The following is an 18,899-nucleotide window of genomic DNA, read 5'->3' on the forward strand; positions in this document are numbered from 1 at the left end:
ATCTCAGGACTTAATCGCCTGATGCAGCCAGTTTTCAAATCGTGCATAGGGTACATAGAGCGCCACGTTCTTATAGAGCGTTTTGCCGGTCGCATTGTCATCAATGTTGTTACTGTAGCCAATAATCACCCCTGCCAGCGTATCATCAGAGGCGTTATACACCGCGCCGCCCGACATCCCTTTCACCACACCCGCATTCGCCGCAACCACGACACATGCTGGCTTGTTCCAGCTATTCGCCAGCGTGGTGTTGATCAGGTTCTGTCCGCTGGAGCTGACTGGCATGGCTGAAATAAAACTGTAGCCGTAGAGATTAACCCGATCGCCGATATGGCTATTGCGAAAGCTGGGGGGCAGGTTCATTTCGCTGTTCTTATGGTAGACCACCGCCAGATCGCATTCAGGATGCCAGGCTTTGACCCGGTAAAGCGAAAATTTCGCCACATGCGCAGCGGTCAGGCTGTATTCCGGCGTCAGCGGGATGGTAGTACCGAGCGTACCTAAACCCAGTATGGTGGGAATACCGGTCACGGTCATATCAACCCGTTTTTCCGCTTCCCGACTGTACTCATAGTGACCGACCGAGCAACCCGTTAAGCCGAAAACCATCAAGGCTATGAGTCGTTGCATTCTTTCTCCCTGCGTCAGAAGTGGATGACATCACCTGGCAATTTATTAGGGATATATCGGCAAGGTTGCGAATTAATTAATTAATTCCCAGTTAAAAAGCGTAAACGCTCAGCAGAAAATCACAACCTGGCGCGGCCCGCACAAGACGCACGCGATACGTCAGCGCGTCAGCAGGATTATTGCAGTGCAGGCAATAATCCTTTGCTGCGTGCAGGCTATGTCGCTCTCCGGGGCTATGCTGTAATACGCCGCGTGACGCAGATCAAATTTTAAAGCGCGTCGTGGCGCTGCGCAGCTGCGCGGTTCACCTGCAAATAAGACCGGGAGAGTGTTATGCCTGTAGCATTACTGGCGCTGGCGCTGAGTGCGTTCGCCATCGGAACGACGGAATTTGTCATTATGGGATTGCTGCCGGAGGTGGCCCGCGACCTTCAGGTGTCGATTCCCTCGGCGGGCTGGCTGATCAGCGGCTATGCGCTGGGTGTGGCGATCGGCGCGCCGATTATGGCGCTGCTGACCGCGCGGCTGCCGCGCAAAAAAACGCTGATCCTGCTGATGGTGATTTTTATCATCGGTAATCTGCTGTGCGCGCTGGCTTACAATTATCACCTGCTGATGCTGGCCCGGATCGTTACCGCACTCTGTCACGGTGCGTTCTTTGGTATTGGCGCGGTGGTCGCCGCCAGTCTGGTGCCTGCCGATCGTCAGGCGTCCGCCGTGGCGCTGATGTTTACCGGCCTGACCTTAGCCAACGTGCTTGGCGTTCCGCTGGGCACCAGCTTCGGACAGATGTTTGGCTGGCGGGCCACCTTCTGGGGCGTGGCGGTGATTGGCGTGCTGGCCTTTATCGCTCTGATCGTGAGTCTGCCGCAGAACAGAGAGGAAAAACCGGTTCATCTGGCGAGTGAAATCGGCGCGCTGGCTAACGGCAAACTGTGGCTATCACTGCTGATGACGGTGTTCTTTGCCGCAGCGATGTTCGCGCTGTTCAGTTATATTGCGCCGCTGCTGTCAGAGGTGACCGGCATCAGCGGTCGCGGAGTGAGCTGGACGCTGTTCCTGATTGGCGCGGGCCTGACGGTCGGCAACATTCTCGGCGGCCGGCTGGCCGACTGGAAAGTCTCCTTTAGCCTGATCCTCAGCTTCTCACTGATCGCCATCTTCTCACTGCTGTTCAGCTGGACCAGCCATGCGCTGTGGCTGGCCGAGGTCACGCTGTTCCTGTGGGCGATGGCCACCTTTGCTACCGTGCCGGGGCTGCAGATCAACGTGGTTCGTCACGGTAAAGAGGCGCCTAATCTGGTGTCCACCCTGAACATCTCGGCATTTAACGTCGGCAATGCGCTGGGTGCCTGGGCAGGCGGTGCAGTGATTGGCAAAGGATTTGGTCTGACGGCGGTGCCGGTTGCCGCGGCTGCGCTGGCTGTTATCGGCCTGCTGATCTGCCTGATCACCTTCCGCAAATCGGGACGCGCGGCCGTCAGGGCGCGCGCTTAAGTCAGGCGCGCGGCGATACGGGCCGGAAAGTCAGCCACCTGCTGCTGCAGGTGGCTGACAAAGGCATCGACCAGCGCCGAAGCGGGGCGATGACGTGGCCTCACCAGGCTGACGGTAAACGGCACCGCTACGCTGAACTTACGCATCACCACACCGCTGTCGGCGTAATCCAGCGCCGTCAGCGGATTCACGATCGAAATCCCTACGCCTGCTCTGACCATCGCACACACCGAGGCCGCGCTGTGAGTCTCCATCACCATACGTCGTTCGACGCCCTTTTCCTGAAACAGCGTATCCAGCAGCTGACGATAGCTGTCGCTGCGCGACAGGCTGACATACTGTTCGCCCGCAAAATCCTGAGGCGTCAGCTCGTCACGCTTACAGAGGGGATGCTGCTGCGGCAACACGCACACCTCATCACAGGTCAGCAGGGCGAGGCGATCCGTACCGGCCGGGGCGTGCTGCGTTTCGGTTAAGCCGATATCGTAACGCTGTGCAGAGAGCCACTCTTCAAGCAGAGGTGACTCCTGAGGAATGACGTTGAGGCTTACATCCGGGTAGCACTGCAAAAAAGGCTGGCAAAGCGGCGGCAGCAGCGACTGCGAAAACACGGGCAGGCAGGCGATCGACAGCTCTCCCTGGCGGAACTGGCGCAGCCCCTCAGCGGCTTCCATGATGCGGTCCAGCCCATACCAGGATCGCTGAACCTCTTCAAACAGACGCAGCCCCTGCACCGTGGGTTGCAGGCGGCCGCGGACCCGGGCGAACAGCGCCAGTCCCAGCTGCTGCTCCAGACGTGCCAGCTCCCGGCTGACGGTCGGCTGCGAGGTGTGCAGCAGCGTAGCGGCCTGAGTCAGATTGCCGCTGGTCATGACAGCGTGAAAGACCTCAATATGCCGCCAGTTTATGTTTGCCACAGCCGCTTCCTATATCCATTCTGCATAGATCCTATTAAAACAGATATTTTCCGCTATGGCATGTTTCTGGCTTAATGCCGGTATCGCCACAGGAGAATTGCTATGCCACGTCCTTTACAGAATACCGAAACTGCTCTTAACGCCGCACATCTGCTGCCGCTGGCACGCCGCTATGCCGGACCATTCTGGGCTTACGATGCGCAGATCATTCAGGCGCGCATCGCCCAGTTGCAGGCGTTTGATGTGGTGCGCTTTGCGCAGAAAGCCTGCTCGAATACCCATATTCTGCGCCTGATGCGCGCGGCAGGCGTAAAGGTTGATTCGGTCTCTCTGGGCGAGATCGAGCGTGCGCTGGCCGCCGGTTATCAGCCCGGCGGTGATGAGATCGTCTTTACCGCCGATCTGTTTGATCAGCCGACGCTGGAGCGGGTCGCCGCGCTGAAGGTGCCGGTGAATGCCGGATCGATCGATATGCTGCATCAGCTGGGAGCGGTGTCGCCGGGACATGCGGTGTGGCTGCGGGTCAATCCGGGATTTGGTCACGGCCACAGCCAGAAGACCAATACTGGCGGTGAAAACAGCAAGCACGGAATCTGGCACGGCGACCTGGAGGAGGCGCTGGCTGCGATTACGCAGCATGGCCTGAAACTGGTGGGCATTCACATGCACATCGGTTCAGGCGTGGACTATGGGCATCTGCAGCAGGTGTGTGATGCGATGGTGGAACTGGTGATGGCTTCCGGTCAGGATCTGACAGCGATCTCCGCAGGCGGCGGTCTTTCTGTGCCTTACCGCTATGGCGAAGAGGCTATCGATACCGCGCACTACTTCGGGCTCTGGGATGCGGCACGCCAGCGTATTGCTCAGCATCTGGGCCACGCAGTCAAGCTGGAGATCGAACCCGGCCGCTTCCTGGTAGCCGAGGCGGGTGTGCTGGTGTCGCAGGTCCGGGCGGTGAAGTCGATGGGCAGCCGTCACTTCGTGCTGGTCGACGCCGGTTTCAGTGACCTGATGCGTCCTTCGATGTACGGCAGCTATCACCATATTTCGCTGATGGCGGGTGACGAACGGGCGATTGATGAGCAGCAGACCCTTGATACTGTGGTGGCAGGCCCGCTGTGCGAGTCGGGCGATGTTTTTACCCAGCTTGAGGGTGGCATGGTCGAGCCGCGTGCGCTTCCGGCGGCAAAGGTGGGCGATTATCTGGTCTTCCACGACACGGGTGCCTACGGCGCTTCGATGTCCTCTAACTACAACAGCCGTCCACTGATCCCGGAAGTGCTGTTCGAACAGGGCCAGCCGCGCGAGATCCGCCGTGCGCAGACGATTCAGTCGTTGCTGGCACTGGAAATCAGCTAATTCCCCTCTCTGGCGGCCAGCGTGCCGCCTCAGCAACGACCCGTGTTACGGCTGCGTGCTCTGTCTCGTCTGCGTGCGGTGACGAAGAAAATCGCCTTTTCTGGCGCGGCCTTCAGCGATATCTCAAGCCCGGATCTGTACTCCCAGTAAAGGATAAGAATGTGATTAAGATCGTTCCGCTCAGTGAAATGCCGCAGTTTGCCGATCAGATCATCGACTGGCAGTGGCGCGCATTTGGTGACGCTAACAGCCGGGCGTTTTTCGCCAGCGTGGTGAACAGCAGCCTGAGCGGCGCTGAATTTCCGATCACCTTTGTTGCAATCGAGGCGGGCAGGGCGATCGGCACCGTCGGCTTCTGGCGCTGCGACCTCATCAGCCGTCAGGATCTCTTTCCCTGGCTGGCGGCTCTCTATGTGGATGAACCGGCAAGGGGCAAAGGCGTGAGTGAGGCGTTGCAGCAGCACGTCATTGCGTGGGCACGGGAACAGGGCTATCCGCGATTGTGGCTATGGTCCACTTTTTCGGGCTACTACGAACGGTCTGGCTGGCTGCCACAGGGTGAAGCCCTGGAGTATCCTGACAAACCGGTCAAGCTCTATTGCCGCGACCTGTAAGCGAGGCCAGCCGCCAGGGAGGCAGCTGGCAGGCGTGATCAGGGAGCCGGATAGGTATAGCGACGATGGATCGCCTCAATACCTTCCAGGATCTCTGCATTTAAGGTCAGATTGAAGCTGTCGATATTCATCTGCAGCTGCTCAAGCGTGGTGGCACCCAGCAGCGTGCTGGCTACAAATGGCTGCTGACGCACATAGGCGAGTGCCATCTGCGACGGATCGATCTGATGCTGCTGAGCCAGAGCCACATATTCGGCAATCGCCTGCTGTGACTGCTCGCCGCTGTAGCGGGTGAAGCGGCTGAACAGCGTGTTACGCGCGCCTGCGGGCTGTGCGCCGTTGAGATATTTGCCGCTCAGCGTGCCAAAGGCCAGGCTGGAGTAGGCCAGCAGCTCAACCCCTTCATGCTGGCTGATCTCCGCCAGACCCACCTCAAAGCTGCGGTTCAGCAGGCTGTAGGGATTCTGAATGCTGACGATACGCGGCAGCTCATGTTTTTCCGCCAGCTGCAGGTAGCGCATTACGCCCCACGCGGTTTCATTCGACACGCCGATATAGCGGATCTTACCGGCGCGCACCTGTTCAGTCAGTGCTTCCAGCGTCTCCAGCAGCGTCACCTGTGCGGTGGTTTCGCTGTACTGATAGCCGAGCTTGCCAAAAAAGTTGGTCTGGCGCTGAGGCCAGTGCAGCTGGTAGAGATCAAGGTAGTCGGTGTTCAGGCGTTTCAGGCTGGCGTCGAGCGCGGCACGGATATTTTTACGATCCAGCGCCATATCGGGACGAATGGAGGCATCAGCGCCGCGCGTTGGTCCGGCGACTTTGCTGGCCAGAATGACTTTGTCGCGACAACCGCGCTGTTTAAGCCAGCTGCCAATATAGCGTTCAGTCAGACCCTGGGTTTCCGGGCGCGGTGGCACCGGATACATCTCGGCAGTATCAATCAGGTTGATGCCGGAACGGATAGCCAAATCCAGCTGAGCATGCGCGTCGGCTTCGCTATTCTGTTCGCCAAACGTCATAGTGCCCAGTCCCAGCTGACTCACTTCCAGCGTGCTGTGGGGAATACGATGATAGTGCATTGCCAGCGTCCTTTTCTTTATGGAACGGAATGTTGTGTCCTCAGGGACTATAGCGCGAGCAACGGCGGGGAAGGAAGGGGGAAAAGTCGGGGAAATCACCTGTCAGCGGGGAATCGTTGACAGGTGATCAAAACAGGTACTTAACGTTCAATGATCGTTGAGACCTCATCGCTGTTAATCTGCACGGCGTGGCCTGTCTGATCGGTGTATTCCACCAGGCCCGTCTCTTTATCGATGCTGGGCTTCCCCTCGGTCATGATCATCCGGCCATCTTTGGTCGCCATAACATAATCAGAACTGCATCCGCTTAAGCATGCTGCGGTCATTACTATCAGTGCTGCCCCTGCCAACCCTCTCATCACGCCTTATCCTCACAAATCGTCAATTGCAAAAAGTGTAGTAATAAATGGTTTTGCTGGCGGGGTTAATCGAAGGAATCTGAAAATAACCGGGCGAGCAGGCTCGCCCTTGACTTTCTCAGGCGTGCTTTTTCTTACTGCGCATCAGGTTAAGACACTCAACCGCCATTGAGAAGAACATGGCGAAATAAATGTAACCTTTTGGTACGTGCACCGCAAAACTCTCCAGAATCAGGGTAAAACCGACCAGAATCAGGAAAGAGAGCGCCAGCATTTTCACGGACGGATGGCGGTCGACAAACTCACCAATGGCTCGCGCGGCGAACATCATCATAAACACGGCAATCACGACCGCCGCCATCATGATGAACAGATGATCGGAAAGGCCGATGGCGGTGATGACGGAGTCGAGGCTGAAAATGATGTCGAGCATCATGATCTGCACAATCGCGCCCAGGAAGGAGTGCACGCGCGTATTATGTTCGCCTTCGACACCTTCAATCGTTTCATGGATCTCCATGCTCGATTTCCACAGCAGGAACAGGCCCCCAAACAGCAGGATCAGATCGCGCGCGGAGAAGGGGTGATCCATCAGCGTGAACAGCGGGTTAGTCAGACGCGCGACCCACGCAATGGAAGCCAGCAGGCCCAGACGCATTAACATCGCGCCCATCAGACCGATGCGGCGTGCGCTGGCTTGCTGATGTTTCGGCAGTTTTGCGACCACCAGTGACAGGAAAATGATGTTATCGATACCCAGCACCACCTCAAGGATGGTCAGGGTACCCAGCGCCAGCCAGGCGTTGGGATCAGAAATCCACTCAAACATACCGACATTCAATCCTAAACGAAAAGTAAACGGCGATTATACGCATTCGGTTCGCCGATCTCCCGCAAAATTGCGGTCCTGTCAGTATTGAAGGCGATTCAGAGCAGAAAATGGCGCGCCAGCAGTGGCCCGGTGAAACTCTTTTTGAGGTAAAAGCCGCGCGGCAGGGTCATGATCGGCTGGCCCTGATCGCCAATACCTTCGGTCAGTGCCTTGCTGTTGGCGGCTTTAGGACGGATCTGCAGCCAGGCACCATGGCGTGCCGTGATCTGCTCGACGCGTCCCAGCACGATCATATCCATCAGCTCTTCCCAGTCCTGGCGCAGCATCTCATCTTCTTTCTCGTCCGGGCTCCATAACAGCGGCGCGCCGACACGGCGTTCACGCAATGGGATCGCCCGTTCGCCTTCCACCGGGATCCAGAGGACGCGGGCCAGCTTATGGCGGACATGGCTGGTCTGCCAGGTGACGCCGCTGTTGCCGGTCAGGGGCGCGACGCAGACAAAGGTAGTTTCCAGCGGTTTACCCTGCGCATCAATCGGGATGGTTTTCAGTTCAATGCCCAGATGCGCAAAATCCTGTTCCGCTTTGCTGCCAGCGCAGGCACCAAGGTGCCACTCCAGCAGCATTCCGACCCAGCCTTTATCACGTTTCAGATCGGCAGGCATCGGCAGGCCCGCGCGCGCCGCCAGTGTTTCCAGGGTGAATCCGGCTAACGCCTGGGCGCGTGCCAGCAGGCTGGCTTCGTCTTCGGGTGGTCCGGGCTGGTTACTCATGTTGCTCACTCATGGTGGTTAAAAAATGTACAGAGGCGGACAGATAAAATCGTTGACGAAAATAAATCGTCTCCGGGAGCGATAATAACATGATTGATCGCGCTTTTTTTACTGCAGAGCCTTTGGGTCATCCACAGGAAGCCCGGGTTATCCCAGCTTACCCGCAAGAATGAACAGGATCTCCAGTCCGGTTATCCACAGAAAAATGGGATAACCCCCCATTGTGTGCGGTACTGGTTCCATTTACAGCCTTGACTTTTCGCGATCTGAGCATAATTTCACCGCTCTGACCTGACTCTGAGCGATTATCTGTGGATAAAAAAGGCGGCGGCTAAATTTTAACCATTTGTCAGCCGTCGCAAAACTATTCGCTGTCTGTAAAAAGCATCCGCATAACCGTTCTGAATTTAATGGCAATATAATCAGTAAGATAATAAGTTTTCTGATTCCGCCTATCCGTTACCCGCCTGGGGGGTTATTCAGTTAACTCCCGCGTTCTGCACAAAGCTATCCACAGAAATAGTGAATAAGATCGATCTTTTTTGCGGTTGTTGTTTATAACTTCGCGATTTTCTGTGAGTTATCCCGATAAACAGGACTTAACCCCTCATGAATCCAGTGGTTTACCGCCTGTAAGGAGTGTGAAACAATCAGCGCATTCAAATTTTGCTTTGAGGTAGTCCGGTGATCGATGATGATGGCTACCGCCCGAATGTTGGTATCGTAATCTGTAACCGGCAGGGACAAGTGTTATGGGCCAGGCGCTTTGGACAGCACTCCTGGCAATTTCCTCAGGGAGGCATCAATCCCGGTGAAACCGCAGAGCAGGCGATGTATCGCGAACTGTTCGAAGAGGTCGGATTACACCGGAAAGATGTGCGAATACTTGCTTCTACCCGTAACTGGTTGCGTTACAAGTTGCCAAAACGTTTGGTGCGTTGGGACACAAAGCCGGTATGTATCGGCCAGAAACAGAAGTGGTTTCTCTTGCAGTTAATGTGTAATGACGCGGATATCAATGTGCAGCACAGCAGCACGCCGGAGTTTGACGGCTGGCGCTGGGTCAGCTTCTGGTATCCGGTACGTCAGGTTGTCTCCTTCAAGCGCGATGTCTACCGTCGGGTGATGAAGGAATTCGCTGGCGTGGTGATGACTATGCAGGAGAGTGCGGGGCAGCGAAATAATCCTGCCCATCGACGTAAGAGAGGATAGGCCACGCCCTTTATGCTCACTCAGTTGCGCGAAATTGTAGAAAAAGTGGCGAGTGCGCCGCGTCTCAATGAAGCACTCGACATTCTGGTCAATGAGATCTGTCTGGCGATGGAAACGGAAGTCTGTTCCGTTTACCTCGCCGACCACGATCGTCGCTGCTATTACCTGATGGCGACGCGCGGACTTAAAAAGCCGCGTGGCCGCACGGTGACGCTGGCGTTTGATGAAGGGATTGTCGGTTTAGTGGGCCGTCTGGCCGAACCGATCAACCTCGCGGATGCGCAGAGCCACCCCAGTTTCAAATATATTCCCTCAGTGAAAGAGGAGCGCTATCGCTCCTTCCTCGGCGTCCCCATTATCAGTCGTCGCCAGCTGCTCGGCGTGCTGGTAGTGCAGCAGCGCGAACACCGTCAGTTTGATGAAAGCGAAGAGTCGTTTCTGGTCACGCTGGCCACGCAGATGGCGACGCTGCTGTCGCAGTCTCAGATGGGGCAACTGTTTGGTCAGTTCCGGCAGACGCGGGTGCGTGCTATTGCGGCAGCACCGGGTGTCGCCGTGGCGCCGGGCTGGGTCGATGAGACACAGCCACTGCTCGATCAGGTTTCCGCCGCCTCCACGCTGGATGTTCAGCGTGAGCGCGAACGTCTGTCGCTCGCCATGAGCGAAGCGGCCAATGAATTTCGTCGCTTTAGCAAACGTTTCAGCGCCAGCGCCCAGAAAGAGAGCGCGGCTATCTTCGATCTCTACTCTCACCTGTTGACCGATGCCCGGCTGAAGAAGGATCTCTTCGCGGAGATCGAGCGCGGATCCGTCGCCGAATGGGCCGTAAAGCAGGTCATCGAGAAATTTGCTAAGCAGTTCGCCAGCCTGAGTGACAGCTATCTGCGCGAACGCGCAGGCGATCTGCGGGTGCTGGGTCAGCGGCTGCTGTTTCACCTCGATGATACGCTGGTTGGGACCAACGCCTGGCCGGAGCGTTTTGTGCTGGTGGCCGATGAGCTGACCGCCACCACCTTAGCGGAGCTGCCGCAGGAGCGGCTGGCGGGCGTGGTGGTGCGTGATGGCGCGGCCAACTCGCACGCCGCTATCCTGACGCGTGCCATGGGCATTCCGACGGTGATGGGGGCAGATATTCAGCCTCATCAGCTCAATAAACGCCTGCTGATCGTCGATGGCTACCGTGGTGAGCTGTTGATCGATCCCGAGCCGGTGCTGGTGCAGGAGTATCAGCGGCTGATCAGCGAAGAGAATGCGCTGAGCAGGATGGCGGAAGGGGTCGTCGACCAGCCGGGTGAGCTGAAAAGTGGCGAGCGCGTGCAGGTGATGCTGAACGCTGGCTTAAGCCCGGAGCATGAGCAGGCGCTGGGCAGCTGGGTGGATGGCATCGGCCTCTACCGCACCGAAATCCCCTTTATGCTGCAGAACGGCTTCCCGTCGGAAGAGGAGCAGGTGGCACAGTATCAGGGCATGTTGCAGCTGTTTCACGATAAGCCGGTGACGCTGCGAACGCTTGATGTCGGGGCTGATAAGCAGCTGCCTTATATGCCGATCAGTGAAGAGAATCCCTGCCTGGGCTGGCGCGGCATTCGCCTGACGCTCGATCAGCCGGAGATTTTCCTGGTGCAGGTGCGCGCGATGCTGCGAGCCAACGCCGCCTCCGGCAATCTCAGTATTCTGCTGCCCATGATCAGTCATATCGATGAGATCGATGATGCAAAACAGCTGATCGATCGCGCCGGACGTGAAGTGGAAGAGATGTTGGGTTACGCCATTCCTGCGCCACGTATCGGCATCATGATCGAAGTGCCGTCGATGCTGTTTATGATCCCGCACCTGGCATCGCGGGTCGATTTTGTTTCAGTCGGGACCAACGACCTGACACAGTATCTGCTGGCGGTGGACCGCAATAACACCCGCGTTGCCAATCTCTATGATTCGCTGCATCCGGCGATGCTTCGCGCGCTGAATGCGATCGCCCAGGAAGCCCGTCTGGCTAATCTCGAATTATGCCTGTGTGGTGAAATGGCAGGCGATCCGATGTGCGTCGCCCTGCTGGTGGGTCTGGGTTATCACCACCTCAGCATGAACGGCAAAAACGTGCCACGCGTGAAATATCTGCTGCGTCATCTGGATTATGAAGAGGCGCAGGCGCTGAGCGAGCAGGGGATGCATGCTCACACCGCCACCGAAGTCCGCCATCTGGTTTCAGCCTTTATGGAGCGGCGCGGTCTGGGTGGGTTGATTCGCGGCGGTCGCTGACCGCCTGGCTCGTCAGGCGATGTTCTGCCATTCCGGCTCCAGTCAGTGCTTATCATCCTCACGTACTCTCTGTACGCTCCGGTGGTTCCGCGCTGTCCCTGTACGGAGTGGCTGCAACGGGTGCCTCCGACGGGGCAGGCTAAACGGGTTATCCGCGTTTACATTTGCGCGGCATTTCACAAAACCGGCTGTGCTATGATGCGCAGCCTTAATTTATGTGCCTGACAACACCCCTTTTCAGGGCTGAAAAATAGACGGTGAATGATGAATAACGGCTATATTGCATTTCCGCAGTTCGATCCGGTGATCTTTTCGATCGGACCGGTTTCGCTTCACTGGTACGGACTGATGTATCTGGTGGGCTTTGTTTTTGCCATGTGGCTGGCGGTACGCCGGGCAAATAAACCTGGCAGCGGCTGGAAGAAAGAGGAAGTTGAGAACCTGCTGTACGCCGGTTTCCTGGGGGTCTTCCTGGGCGGACGTATCGGCTATGTGCTGTTCTACAATCTGCCGCTGTTCCTGGAAAACCCTCTCTATCTCTTCAAGGTCTGGGATGGCGGTATGTCGTTCCACGGTGGCCTGATCGGGGTGATTGTGGTGATGCTGATCTTTGCCCGCCGCACCAAACGCACCTTCTTCCAGGTCTCTGATTTTATTGCACCGCTGATCCCGTTTGGTCTGGGTGCCGGACGTCTCGGCAACTTCATTAACGGCGAACTCTGGGGACGTGTCGATCCGAACTTCCGCTATGCCATGCTCTTCCCCGGCTCACGCAGCGAGGATGTCGCGCTGGCCGCCAGCAATCCGCAGTATCAGGCCCTGCTGAATACCTACGGCGTGCTGCCGCGTCACGCGTCGCAGCTCTATGAACTGGCGCTGGAAGGTATTGTACTCTTTATCATCCTCAACCTGTTTATCCGCAAGCCACGCCCGATGGGCAGCGTCTCTGGCCTGTTCCTGATTGGCTATGGCGCATTCCGCATTATCGTGGAATTCTTCCGCCAGCCGGATGCTCAGCTTGGCCTGTTTGAAGGCGGCATCAGCATGGGCCAGATCCTCTCTGTGCCGATGATTGTTGCCGGCATTATTATGATGATCTGGGCGTATCGTCGTCGCCCGCAGCCCCAATTTCGCGAGGAAAAATGAAACAGTATCTGGATTTAATGCAGCATGTGCTGAACGAAGGCACACCAAAAGCTGACCGTACCGGCACCGGCACGCTTTCAATTTTTGGTCACCAGATGCGTTTCAATCTGCAGGATGGTTTTCCGCTGGTCACCACCAAAAAATGCCATATCCGCTCGATTATTCATGAGCTGCTGTGGTTCCTGAAAGGTGACACCAACATCGGCTATCTCAAAGAGAACAAGGTCTCGATCTGGGATGAGTGGGCGGATGAGAACGGCGATCTTGGCCCGGTCTATGGTAAGCAGTGGCGCAGCTGGGGAACCGCCAGCGGCCAGGAGATTGACCAGTTAAGCCAGGTGATGGAGCAGCTGAAGCGCGATCCCGACTCCCGCCGGATTATCGTCTCTGCCTGGAACGTCGGTGAACTCAGTGAGATGGCGCTGGCACCCTGCCACGCGTTCTTTCAGTTCTACGTGGCGGACGGCAAGCTCTCCTGCCAGCTCTATCAGCGTTCGTGTGACATCTTCCTGGGCCTGCCGTTTAACATCGCCAGCTATGCGCTGCTGGTGCACATGGTCGCGCAGCAGTGCGATCTGCAGGTCGGCGACTTTGTCTGGACTGGTGGCGATACGCACCTCTACAGTAACCATCTGGAGCAGGCGCGCCTGCAGCTGACCCGCGAACCGCGTCCGCTGCCAAAGCTGGTCATTAAGCGCAAACCGGCGTCACTGTTTGACTATCAGTTCGACGACTTTGAGATTGAAGGCTACGATCCGCATCCCGCGATCAAAGCCCCGGTCGCCATCTGATCGATAAAAATGAGAAAGCCCTGGCTCGCAACCGGGGCTTTTTTTTGCCCGCCGAACGCTGAATCTGCGGCACCGCTCGCACGCTTTTGACCGTCACTGTCGATGAGGCCGATTCTCTGCCACCTTCGTTCCAGCGTGCCCTAAAATTCCTTGTTTCACCGCTCCGCAGACCGCACTCTGCCGCTATGAAAACCACACTCATACGGGGTTTTACCCTGCCGGAACTGCTGCTGGTGCTGGTGATTGCCGGCACATTAAGTCTCGCGGCACTGCACGGCTGGCAGCGCTGGCAACAACGACAGCAACTGCGCGACAGCGCGCAGCAGCTGCAGGGTTTTCTGCTGCGGGTTCGCGCCCGGGCGAACCGGCACAACAGCGATCTGGTTTTGTGGTCGCGGCCTGGCGCGCCCTGGTGCATTGGTGTCGGCAGCCCTGCCGGTGAATGCCATCCTGGCAACCCGCTGCATTTCGTCGCCCCGCATCCGGATGTGGAACTCACGGGCATCCGGGGAGAGCCGGGTTTTTATGGCCGTCGTAACGTCGCCACGGCGGGCAGCATCGGGCTGGGCAACCGTGCCGGAGGCATAAAACTGATTATCTCCGCCCGGGCCCGTATTCGCCTCTGTATGACGGAGGAGGAGAGCTGTCGTTGAAAGCAAACGGATTCAGCCTGCTGGAGATGCTCATCGCGATGGCAATCAGTGCCGTTGTGATGATCAGCGTTGGACACTTCCTGCCACGACTGCTGGCAGAGAATGCCAGCATGCTGCAGCGGGCGCAGCTGCGCCAGGAGTTACAGCAGATAGTGGCCACGCTGGAAAAGGCGGTGCGGCGGGCCGGATATTGTCATGGCGAATGCGGGCCGGGCGCACTCACCCTTCGCGAGAACTGCCTGCTGCTGCGCTGGGATGAGAACAGTAACGGAAGATGGGAGGCGGTGGGCCATACCGGCAGTGATTATTACGGCTATCGCCTGCGACAGCGGCAGCTTGAGACACAGCGCGGGGTCGATGAGTGTCACTCTGCGGGCTGGGAGCGGCTCTCCGATCCCGCCTTTATGACGCTGGAGCAGTTCAGCATCAGTCGGCAGGATGCCCAGATCAGAATCGTGCTGCAGGGGCGGGCCGGACGCTGGCTGGAAACGATCGAGAGCTGGGTCGAGGGAGAAAATCTGTGAAAGAGCGAGGCAGCAGCGCCCTGGGCATGGTTCTGATGATGCTGCTGATCGGCAGCGTCACGCTGCACGCTAGCCGCAGGCTGTCTGAGCAGGGGATGCGGCTGCTGGCGGATGAACAGCACTACATCAACGATTTCTGGCGGGCGCAGTCTGCGCTGCAGTGGGGTTTCTCCCTGCGCTGGTCAGCCAGCGAGACCGCGCACTGTCAGCAGGACGATCGTCACGGCTGGCGCAGTTGTTTACAGCGAGGTGAAAAAGATGAGGCACTGCTTAAAGGCGAGGCCAGCAACAGTGGTATGGCCGTCTGGCGCTGGGTCCGGTTACAGGGCCACCAGGTTATCGCACTGCCGCACGGCTGGATCGACTATTGTCCGCTCACGCCGCCTGCCACCTGCCTCTGAATGCTGCGGATTCAGTCTGCCGGAACTCCTGTTTGCGCTGCTGCTGATGGCGCTAAGCAGCAGCACGCTGCTTCACTATCATCGCGCACTGGCGCTGAGCTTCAGCCAGCAGTGGGCGCAGCGTGAGGCATGGCGGGTCGCTGAGCAGCGACTGAACGGGCATGAAGTGGCGGGCTGGACATCCAGTCTGCAACAAAAAGGGGGGCCGTCAGGCTGTACCCTGGAGCAGGCTGACGTCACGGGTCCCTGGCAGCGCCGGGCCACGCTCACACGGCTGCGTTGTTAAGCGCGCCAGGTCGCCCTTTTGATGGGTTTCAACCGCGATACGCGGTAAAGTGACAGGGCCGCAATACCGCAGTCATGTTCAGCGTTATCACAGGAGTTTTCATGTTTCACGTCTATCACTCAAATCAGCTTGATGTGCTGAAGATTCTGGCGGCTGCGGTGATTAAACATGACCCTCTTGATGACCCCTTCGCCTCCGAGATGATCCTGGTGCAGAGCCCCGGGATGGCGCAATGGCTGCAGATGGAGCTGGCGCAAACCTTTGGTATCGCGGCCAACATTGAGTTTCCGCTGCCCGCCAGTTTTATCTGGGAGATGTTTGTCCGGGTATTGCCCGGCATCCCGGTAGAGAGTGCCTTCAGCAAGGCCAGCATGAGCTGGAAACTGATGCACCGGCTGCCGGTCATGCTGGAGCAGGATGAGTTCATCTCGTTACGCCACTACCTTCATGACGACGGTGACAGGCGTAAGCTGTTTCAGCTCAGTTCCCGTGTCGCCGATCTCTTCGACCAGTATCTGGTCTACCGTGCCGACTGGCTCAACAGCTGGGAGCGCGGTGAAAGCATTGACGGGCTGGGAGAGGCGCAGCGCTGGCAGGCCGCCCTGTGGCGCGATCTGGTCAGCTATACTGAAGCCCTGCGCCAGCCGGGATGGCATCGCGCCAACCTCTATGCGCGCTTTATTCAGGCGCTGGAGCAGGCGCAAAGCACACCGGACACGCTGCCAAAGCGGGTGTTTATCTGTGGCATTTCGGCGCTGCCGCCGGTCTATCTGCAGGCGCTGCAGGCGCTGGGCCGTCACATTGATATCCATCTGCTGTTCACCAATCCCTGTCGTGACTACTGGGGCGATATTCAGGATTACGCGTTTCTGGCAAAACTGCAGAGTCGTCAGCGCCGGCGTCACGGAGCAGATGAAACGCGCGCGCTCTTTCGCGATGCAGCGCAGGCACCGGCGCTGTTTAACGACGCCGGGGAACAACAGCTGACGAATCCGCTGCTCGCCTCCTGGGGCAAGCTGGGACGTGACAACCTCTTCCTGCTCAGTCAGATGGAGTCAAATGACGATATCGATGCCTTTGTGGATGTTGAGCCGGACAACCTGCTGCACTGTATGCAGCACGATCTTCTCAATCTGCAGGACAACGCCATCATCGGACTGAACGCCGTGGAACTGGCACACAGCGATCGGAAGCGTTGCCTGGATCCGGACGATCGCTCGATTGCGGTACAGGTCTGCCACAGCGCCCAGCGAGAGGTCGAAGTCCTGCAGGATCATCTGCTGGCGATGATGGAGGCCGATCCCGATTTAAAAGCGCGTGACATCATCGTCATGGTGGCCGATATCGACGCTTACGCGCCTTTCATACAGGCGGTGTTTGCCAATGCGCCAGCCGATCGCTATCTGCCTTTTGCTATTTCAGACCGACGCGCCAGTCAGGCGCATCCGGCCATTGTGGCGTTTCTGCAACTGCTGGCGCTGCCGGATAGCCGGTTCGTCTCGGAAGATGTGCTGGCACTGCTGGACGTTCCGGCGCTGGCTGCTCACTTCTCTATCGATGAAAGCGGCCTGCGTTTGCTGCGGCGCTGGGTCAGCGAATCGGGCGTGCGCTGGGGGCTGGATGACGCCAGCGTGGAGGCGCTGTCACTGCCGGTTACCGGCCAGCACACCTGGCGTTTTGGCCTGCAGCGTATGCTGCTGGGCTATGCGATGGAGAGCCACAACGGTGACTGGGAAGGGATCCTGCCCTATGACGAGTCGAGTGGCCTGGTGGGAGAGCTGGCAGGGCATCTGGCAGAGCTGCTCTCCCGGCTTAACGACTGGCGACAGCGGCTGGCGGAACCCCGGCCACTGTCGGCGTGGCTGCCTCTGTGCCGTGAACTGCTGAACGCCTTTTTCAGTCCCGACGCAGAAACCCAGGCCGCACTGCTGCTGGTCGAGGAGCAGTGGCAGCAGCTGATCGACTACGGCATGGCTGCGCGCTTTGAAGAGGCGATTCCGGTGGCGTTGTTGCGCGACGATCTGCGCAGCCGGCTTGACCAGCAGCGCATCAGTCAGCGTTTCCTGGCCGGACAGATTAACTTCTGTACCCTGATGCCGATGCGCTCTATTCCCTTCCAGCTGGTCTGTCTGCTGGGGATGAACGATGGCGTCTATCCCCGTACGTTAGCCCCGCTGGGCTTCGATTTAATGCAGCAGCAGTCCCGCAAGGGCGACCGCAGCCGCCGGGATGATGACCGCTATCTCTTTCTGGAGGCGATGATCTCTGCACAGCGACAGCTCTACATCAGCTATATCGGCCGGGCGATTCAGGATAATACGGAACGCTACCCCTCCGTGCTGGTCACAGAGTTGCTGGATTACATCGGACAGAGTTTCTATCTGGAGGGAGACGGTCATCTGGAGCTGGATGAGAGTGCGGAACGGGTACGGAACCACCTGCAGCATCTGCACAGCCGGATGCCGTTTGATGCGGAGAACTTCCAGCCCGCTGCCCGGGTGCAGAGTTTTGCCCGCGAATGGCTGCCTGCCGCGCAGAAAGCGGGGCAGCCACAGCCTGACTTTGTGCAGCCGCTGGCCGCCCCGGAGATTGAGACGCTGACGCTGGAGGCGTTTCTGCGCTTCTGGCGGCATCCGGTGCGCGCCTGGTTCCACCAGCGGCTCGGCGTCAGCTTCTGGCTGGAGGAGAACGAACTGCCTGACAGTGAGCCTTTCGCGCTCGACAATCTGGAGCGTTATCAGATCAATGCGCAGTTGCTGAATGCGCTGGTTGAAGGTGAGGATACAGAACGGCTCTACGCACATCATCGTGCGGCCGGTAATCTGCCGTATGGCGCGTTCGGTGAGCTGTTCTGGCAGGCACAGCGCGAGGAGATGCAGGAAGTCGCTGCAGAAGTGGTTACGCAGCGCAGCGATGGCGAAAGCTGGGAGGTCAATCTGCCCCTGGACCAGGTCAGCTTAACCGGCTGGCTGACGCAGGTGCAGGACGATGGGTTGTTGCGCTGGCGGCCCGGCGTGCTCAACATGAACGACGGGCTGTTACTCTGGCTGGAGCACCTGGTCTACTGCGCGCTGGGCGGCACCGGCAGCAGCCGGATGTTTGGCCGCCAGAAAAGCCGCTGGACGTTTCTGGCGGTGCCGCAGACGGAGGCCACTGCGGCGCTGAACGAGTATGTTGCGGGCTATCTGGCCGGAATGCGGCAGCCGCTGATGCTGCTTAACAAAAGCGGGGGCGCCTGGCTCACCGCCAGCTATGACAAAAAAAGTCAGCAGCTGCTTACCGATGAGGCGACGCAGCTTAAAGCGCGTAATCGCCTGCTGACCGCCTGGCAGGGTAACTATCAGGTGGAAGGTGAGGGGGGCGATCCCTATCTGCAGCGTCTTTGCCGGACGCTGGATGAAACGCAGCTGCAGCAGATCACTGAGGCGGCACAGCGCTGGTATCTGCCGGTGCTGACGGCGCATCAGGACGATGAATAACCCCTCAGTACACGTATTAGCACACTGATTGATTACACAGCAATTTTGCTCTGCTTTGAGCCGCCGGGTCAGAAATTGGCGGCTTATC

The 18,899-nt window shown here is 58.1% G+C and carries 18 protein-coding genes; 12 read left to right on the plus strand and 6 right to left on the minus strand.

Annotation, left to right across the window (positions count from 1 at the left end):
- Positions 1-3 precede the first annotated feature (3 nt).
- Positions 4-630 carry a serine protease family protein gene (locus tag ACNY69_RS12310; protein WP_111141750.1) on the minus strand — a complete coding sequence of 209 codons (627 nt, stop codon included), beginning with the start codon at positions 628-630 and terminating at the stop codon, positions 4-6.
- Positions 631-963: 333 nt separating this feature from the next.
- On the opposite strand from ACNY69_RS12310, the gene ACNY69_RS12315 reads away from it, so the two are divergent.
- Positions 964-2,127: an MFS transporter gene (locus ACNY69_RS12315; protein ID WP_293770408.1), complete on the plus strand. Its 1,164-nt coding sequence runs from the start codon at positions 964-966 to the stop codon at positions 2,125-2,127.
- Here ACNY69_RS12315 and ACNY69_RS12320 read toward each other — a convergent pair.
- Positions 2,124-3,044: a LysR family transcriptional regulator gene (locus ACNY69_RS12320; protein WP_111141754.1), complete on the minus strand. Its 921-nt coding sequence runs from the start codon at positions 3,042-3,044 to the stop codon at positions 2,124-2,126. The genes ACNY69_RS12315 and ACNY69_RS12320 overlap by 4 nt on opposite strands.
- 102 nt (positions 3,045-3,146) lie before the next feature.
- Between ACNY69_RS12320 and lysA the strand changes: the two genes are divergently transcribed.
- Positions 3,147-4,403 (plus strand): diaminopimelate decarboxylase, encoded by a 1,257-nt coding sequence (gene lysA, locus ACNY69_RS12325; protein ID WP_293770407.1) that lies wholly within the window; start codon positions 3,147-3,149, stop codon positions 4,401-4,403.
- A gap of 161 nt (positions 4,404-4,564) precedes the next feature.
- On the plus strand, positions 4,565-5,017 hold the full coding sequence (locus tag ACNY69_RS12330; protein ID WP_111141758.1) for a GNAT family N-acetyltransferase: 453 nt from the start codon (positions 4,565-4,567) through the stop codon (positions 5,015-5,017).
- 38 nt (positions 5,018-5,055) lie between these two features.
- Here ACNY69_RS12330 and ACNY69_RS12335 read toward each other — a convergent pair whose 3' ends face one another.
- The 4 genes from ACNY69_RS12335 to mutH all read right to left on the minus strand — a co-directional run bounded on the left by ACNY69_RS12335 (position 5,056) and on the right by mutH (position 8,060).
- Positions 5,056-6,096, minus strand: coding sequence for an NADP(H)-dependent aldo-keto reductase (locus ACNY69_RS12335; RefSeq protein ID WP_111141760.1), 1,041 nt, complete (start codon positions 6,094-6,096; stop codon positions 5,056-5,058).
- Positions 6,097-6,236: 140 nt separating this feature from the next.
- Positions 6,237-6,455, minus strand: coding sequence for a YgdI/YgdR family lipoprotein (locus ACNY69_RS12340; protein WP_111141762.1), 219 nt, complete (start codon positions 6,453-6,455; stop codon positions 6,237-6,239).
- A gap of 118 nt (positions 6,456-6,573) precedes the next feature.
- The gene (locus ACNY69_RS12345; protein WP_418798521.1) at positions 6,574-7,284 is read right to left on the minus strand and encodes a TerC family protein; all 711 of its coding nucleotides are present in this window, start codon (positions 7,282-7,284) and stop codon (positions 6,574-6,576) included.
- A gap of 98 nt (positions 7,285-7,382) precedes the next feature.
- Complete coding sequence (mutH, locus tag ACNY69_RS12350; protein ID WP_111140837.1) at positions 7,383-8,060, minus strand: DNA mismatch repair endonuclease MutH; 678 nt, start codon at positions 8,058-8,060, stop codon at positions 7,383-7,385.
- Positions 8,061-8,744: 684 nt separating this feature from the next.
- Here mutH and rppH point away from each other — a divergent pair.
- From rppH to recC, 9 genes are all read left to right on the plus strand, one after another.
- Positions 8,745-9,272 carry an RNA pyrophosphohydrolase gene (gene rppH, locus ACNY69_RS12355; protein ID WP_111140836.1) on the plus strand — a complete coding sequence of 176 codons (528 nt, stop codon included), beginning with the start codon at positions 8,745-8,747 and terminating at the stop codon, positions 9,270-9,272.
- A gap of 12 nt (positions 9,273-9,284) precedes the next feature.
- On the plus strand, positions 9,285-11,531 hold the full coding sequence (gene ptsP / locus ACNY69_RS12360; RefSeq protein WP_111140835.1) for a phosphoenolpyruvate--protein phosphotransferase: 2,247 nt from the start codon (positions 9,285-9,287) through the stop codon (positions 11,529-11,531).
- A 264-nt stretch (positions 11,532-11,795) separates the two neighbouring features.
- Entirely contained in the window at positions 11,796-12,677 is an 882-nt protein-coding gene (lgt, locus tag ACNY69_RS12365; RefSeq protein ID WP_111140839.1) for a prolipoprotein diacylglyceryl transferase, read from the plus strand.
- Positions 12,674-13,468 carry a thymidylate synthase gene (gene thyA / locus ACNY69_RS12370; protein WP_111140834.1) on the plus strand — a complete coding sequence of 265 codons (795 nt, stop codon included), beginning with the start codon at positions 12,674-12,676 and terminating at the stop codon, positions 13,466-13,468. The genes lgt and thyA overlap by 4 nt, the downstream gene beginning before the upstream one ends.
- Positions 13,469-13,653: 185 nt before the next feature.
- A complete protein-coding gene (locus ACNY69_RS12375) occupies positions 13,654-14,121 on the plus strand; it encodes a prepilin-type N-terminal cleavage/methylation domain-containing protein (protein WP_367395798.1) in 468 nt (155 codons plus the stop codon).
- Entirely contained in the window at positions 14,118-14,645 is a 528-nt protein-coding gene (locus ACNY69_RS12380) for a prepilin peptidase-dependent protein (RefSeq protein ID WP_199560024.1), read from the plus strand. The genes ACNY69_RS12375 and ACNY69_RS12380 overlap by 4 nt, the downstream gene beginning before the upstream one ends.
- Positions 14,642-15,046 (plus strand): DUF2509 family protein, encoded by a 405-nt coding sequence (locus ACNY69_RS12385; RefSeq protein WP_418798524.1) that lies wholly within the window; start codon positions 14,642-14,644, stop codon positions 15,044-15,046. Before ACNY69_RS12380 ends, ACNY69_RS12385 begins: the two co-directional genes overlap by 4 nt.
- Before the next feature lie 46 nt (positions 15,047-15,092).
- Positions 15,093-15,332: a prepilin-type N-terminal cleavage/methylation domain-containing protein gene (locus ACNY69_RS12390; protein WP_367395796.1), complete on the plus strand. Its 240-nt coding sequence runs from the start codon at positions 15,093-15,095 to the stop codon at positions 15,330-15,332.
- Between the two features lie 101 nt (positions 15,333-15,433).
- The gene (gene recC / locus ACNY69_RS12395; protein WP_111140830.1) at positions 15,434-18,811 is read left to right on the plus strand and encodes an exodeoxyribonuclease V subunit gamma; all 3,378 of its coding nucleotides are present in this window, start codon (positions 15,434-15,436) and stop codon (positions 18,809-18,811) included.
- The last annotated feature ends 88 nt before the right edge of the window (positions 18,812-18,899 follow it).

This window comes from Pantoea graminicola, from assembly GCF_048452665.1.
Classification (GTDB): Bacteria; Pseudomonadota; Gammaproteobacteria; order Enterobacterales; family Enterobacteriaceae; genus Pantoea.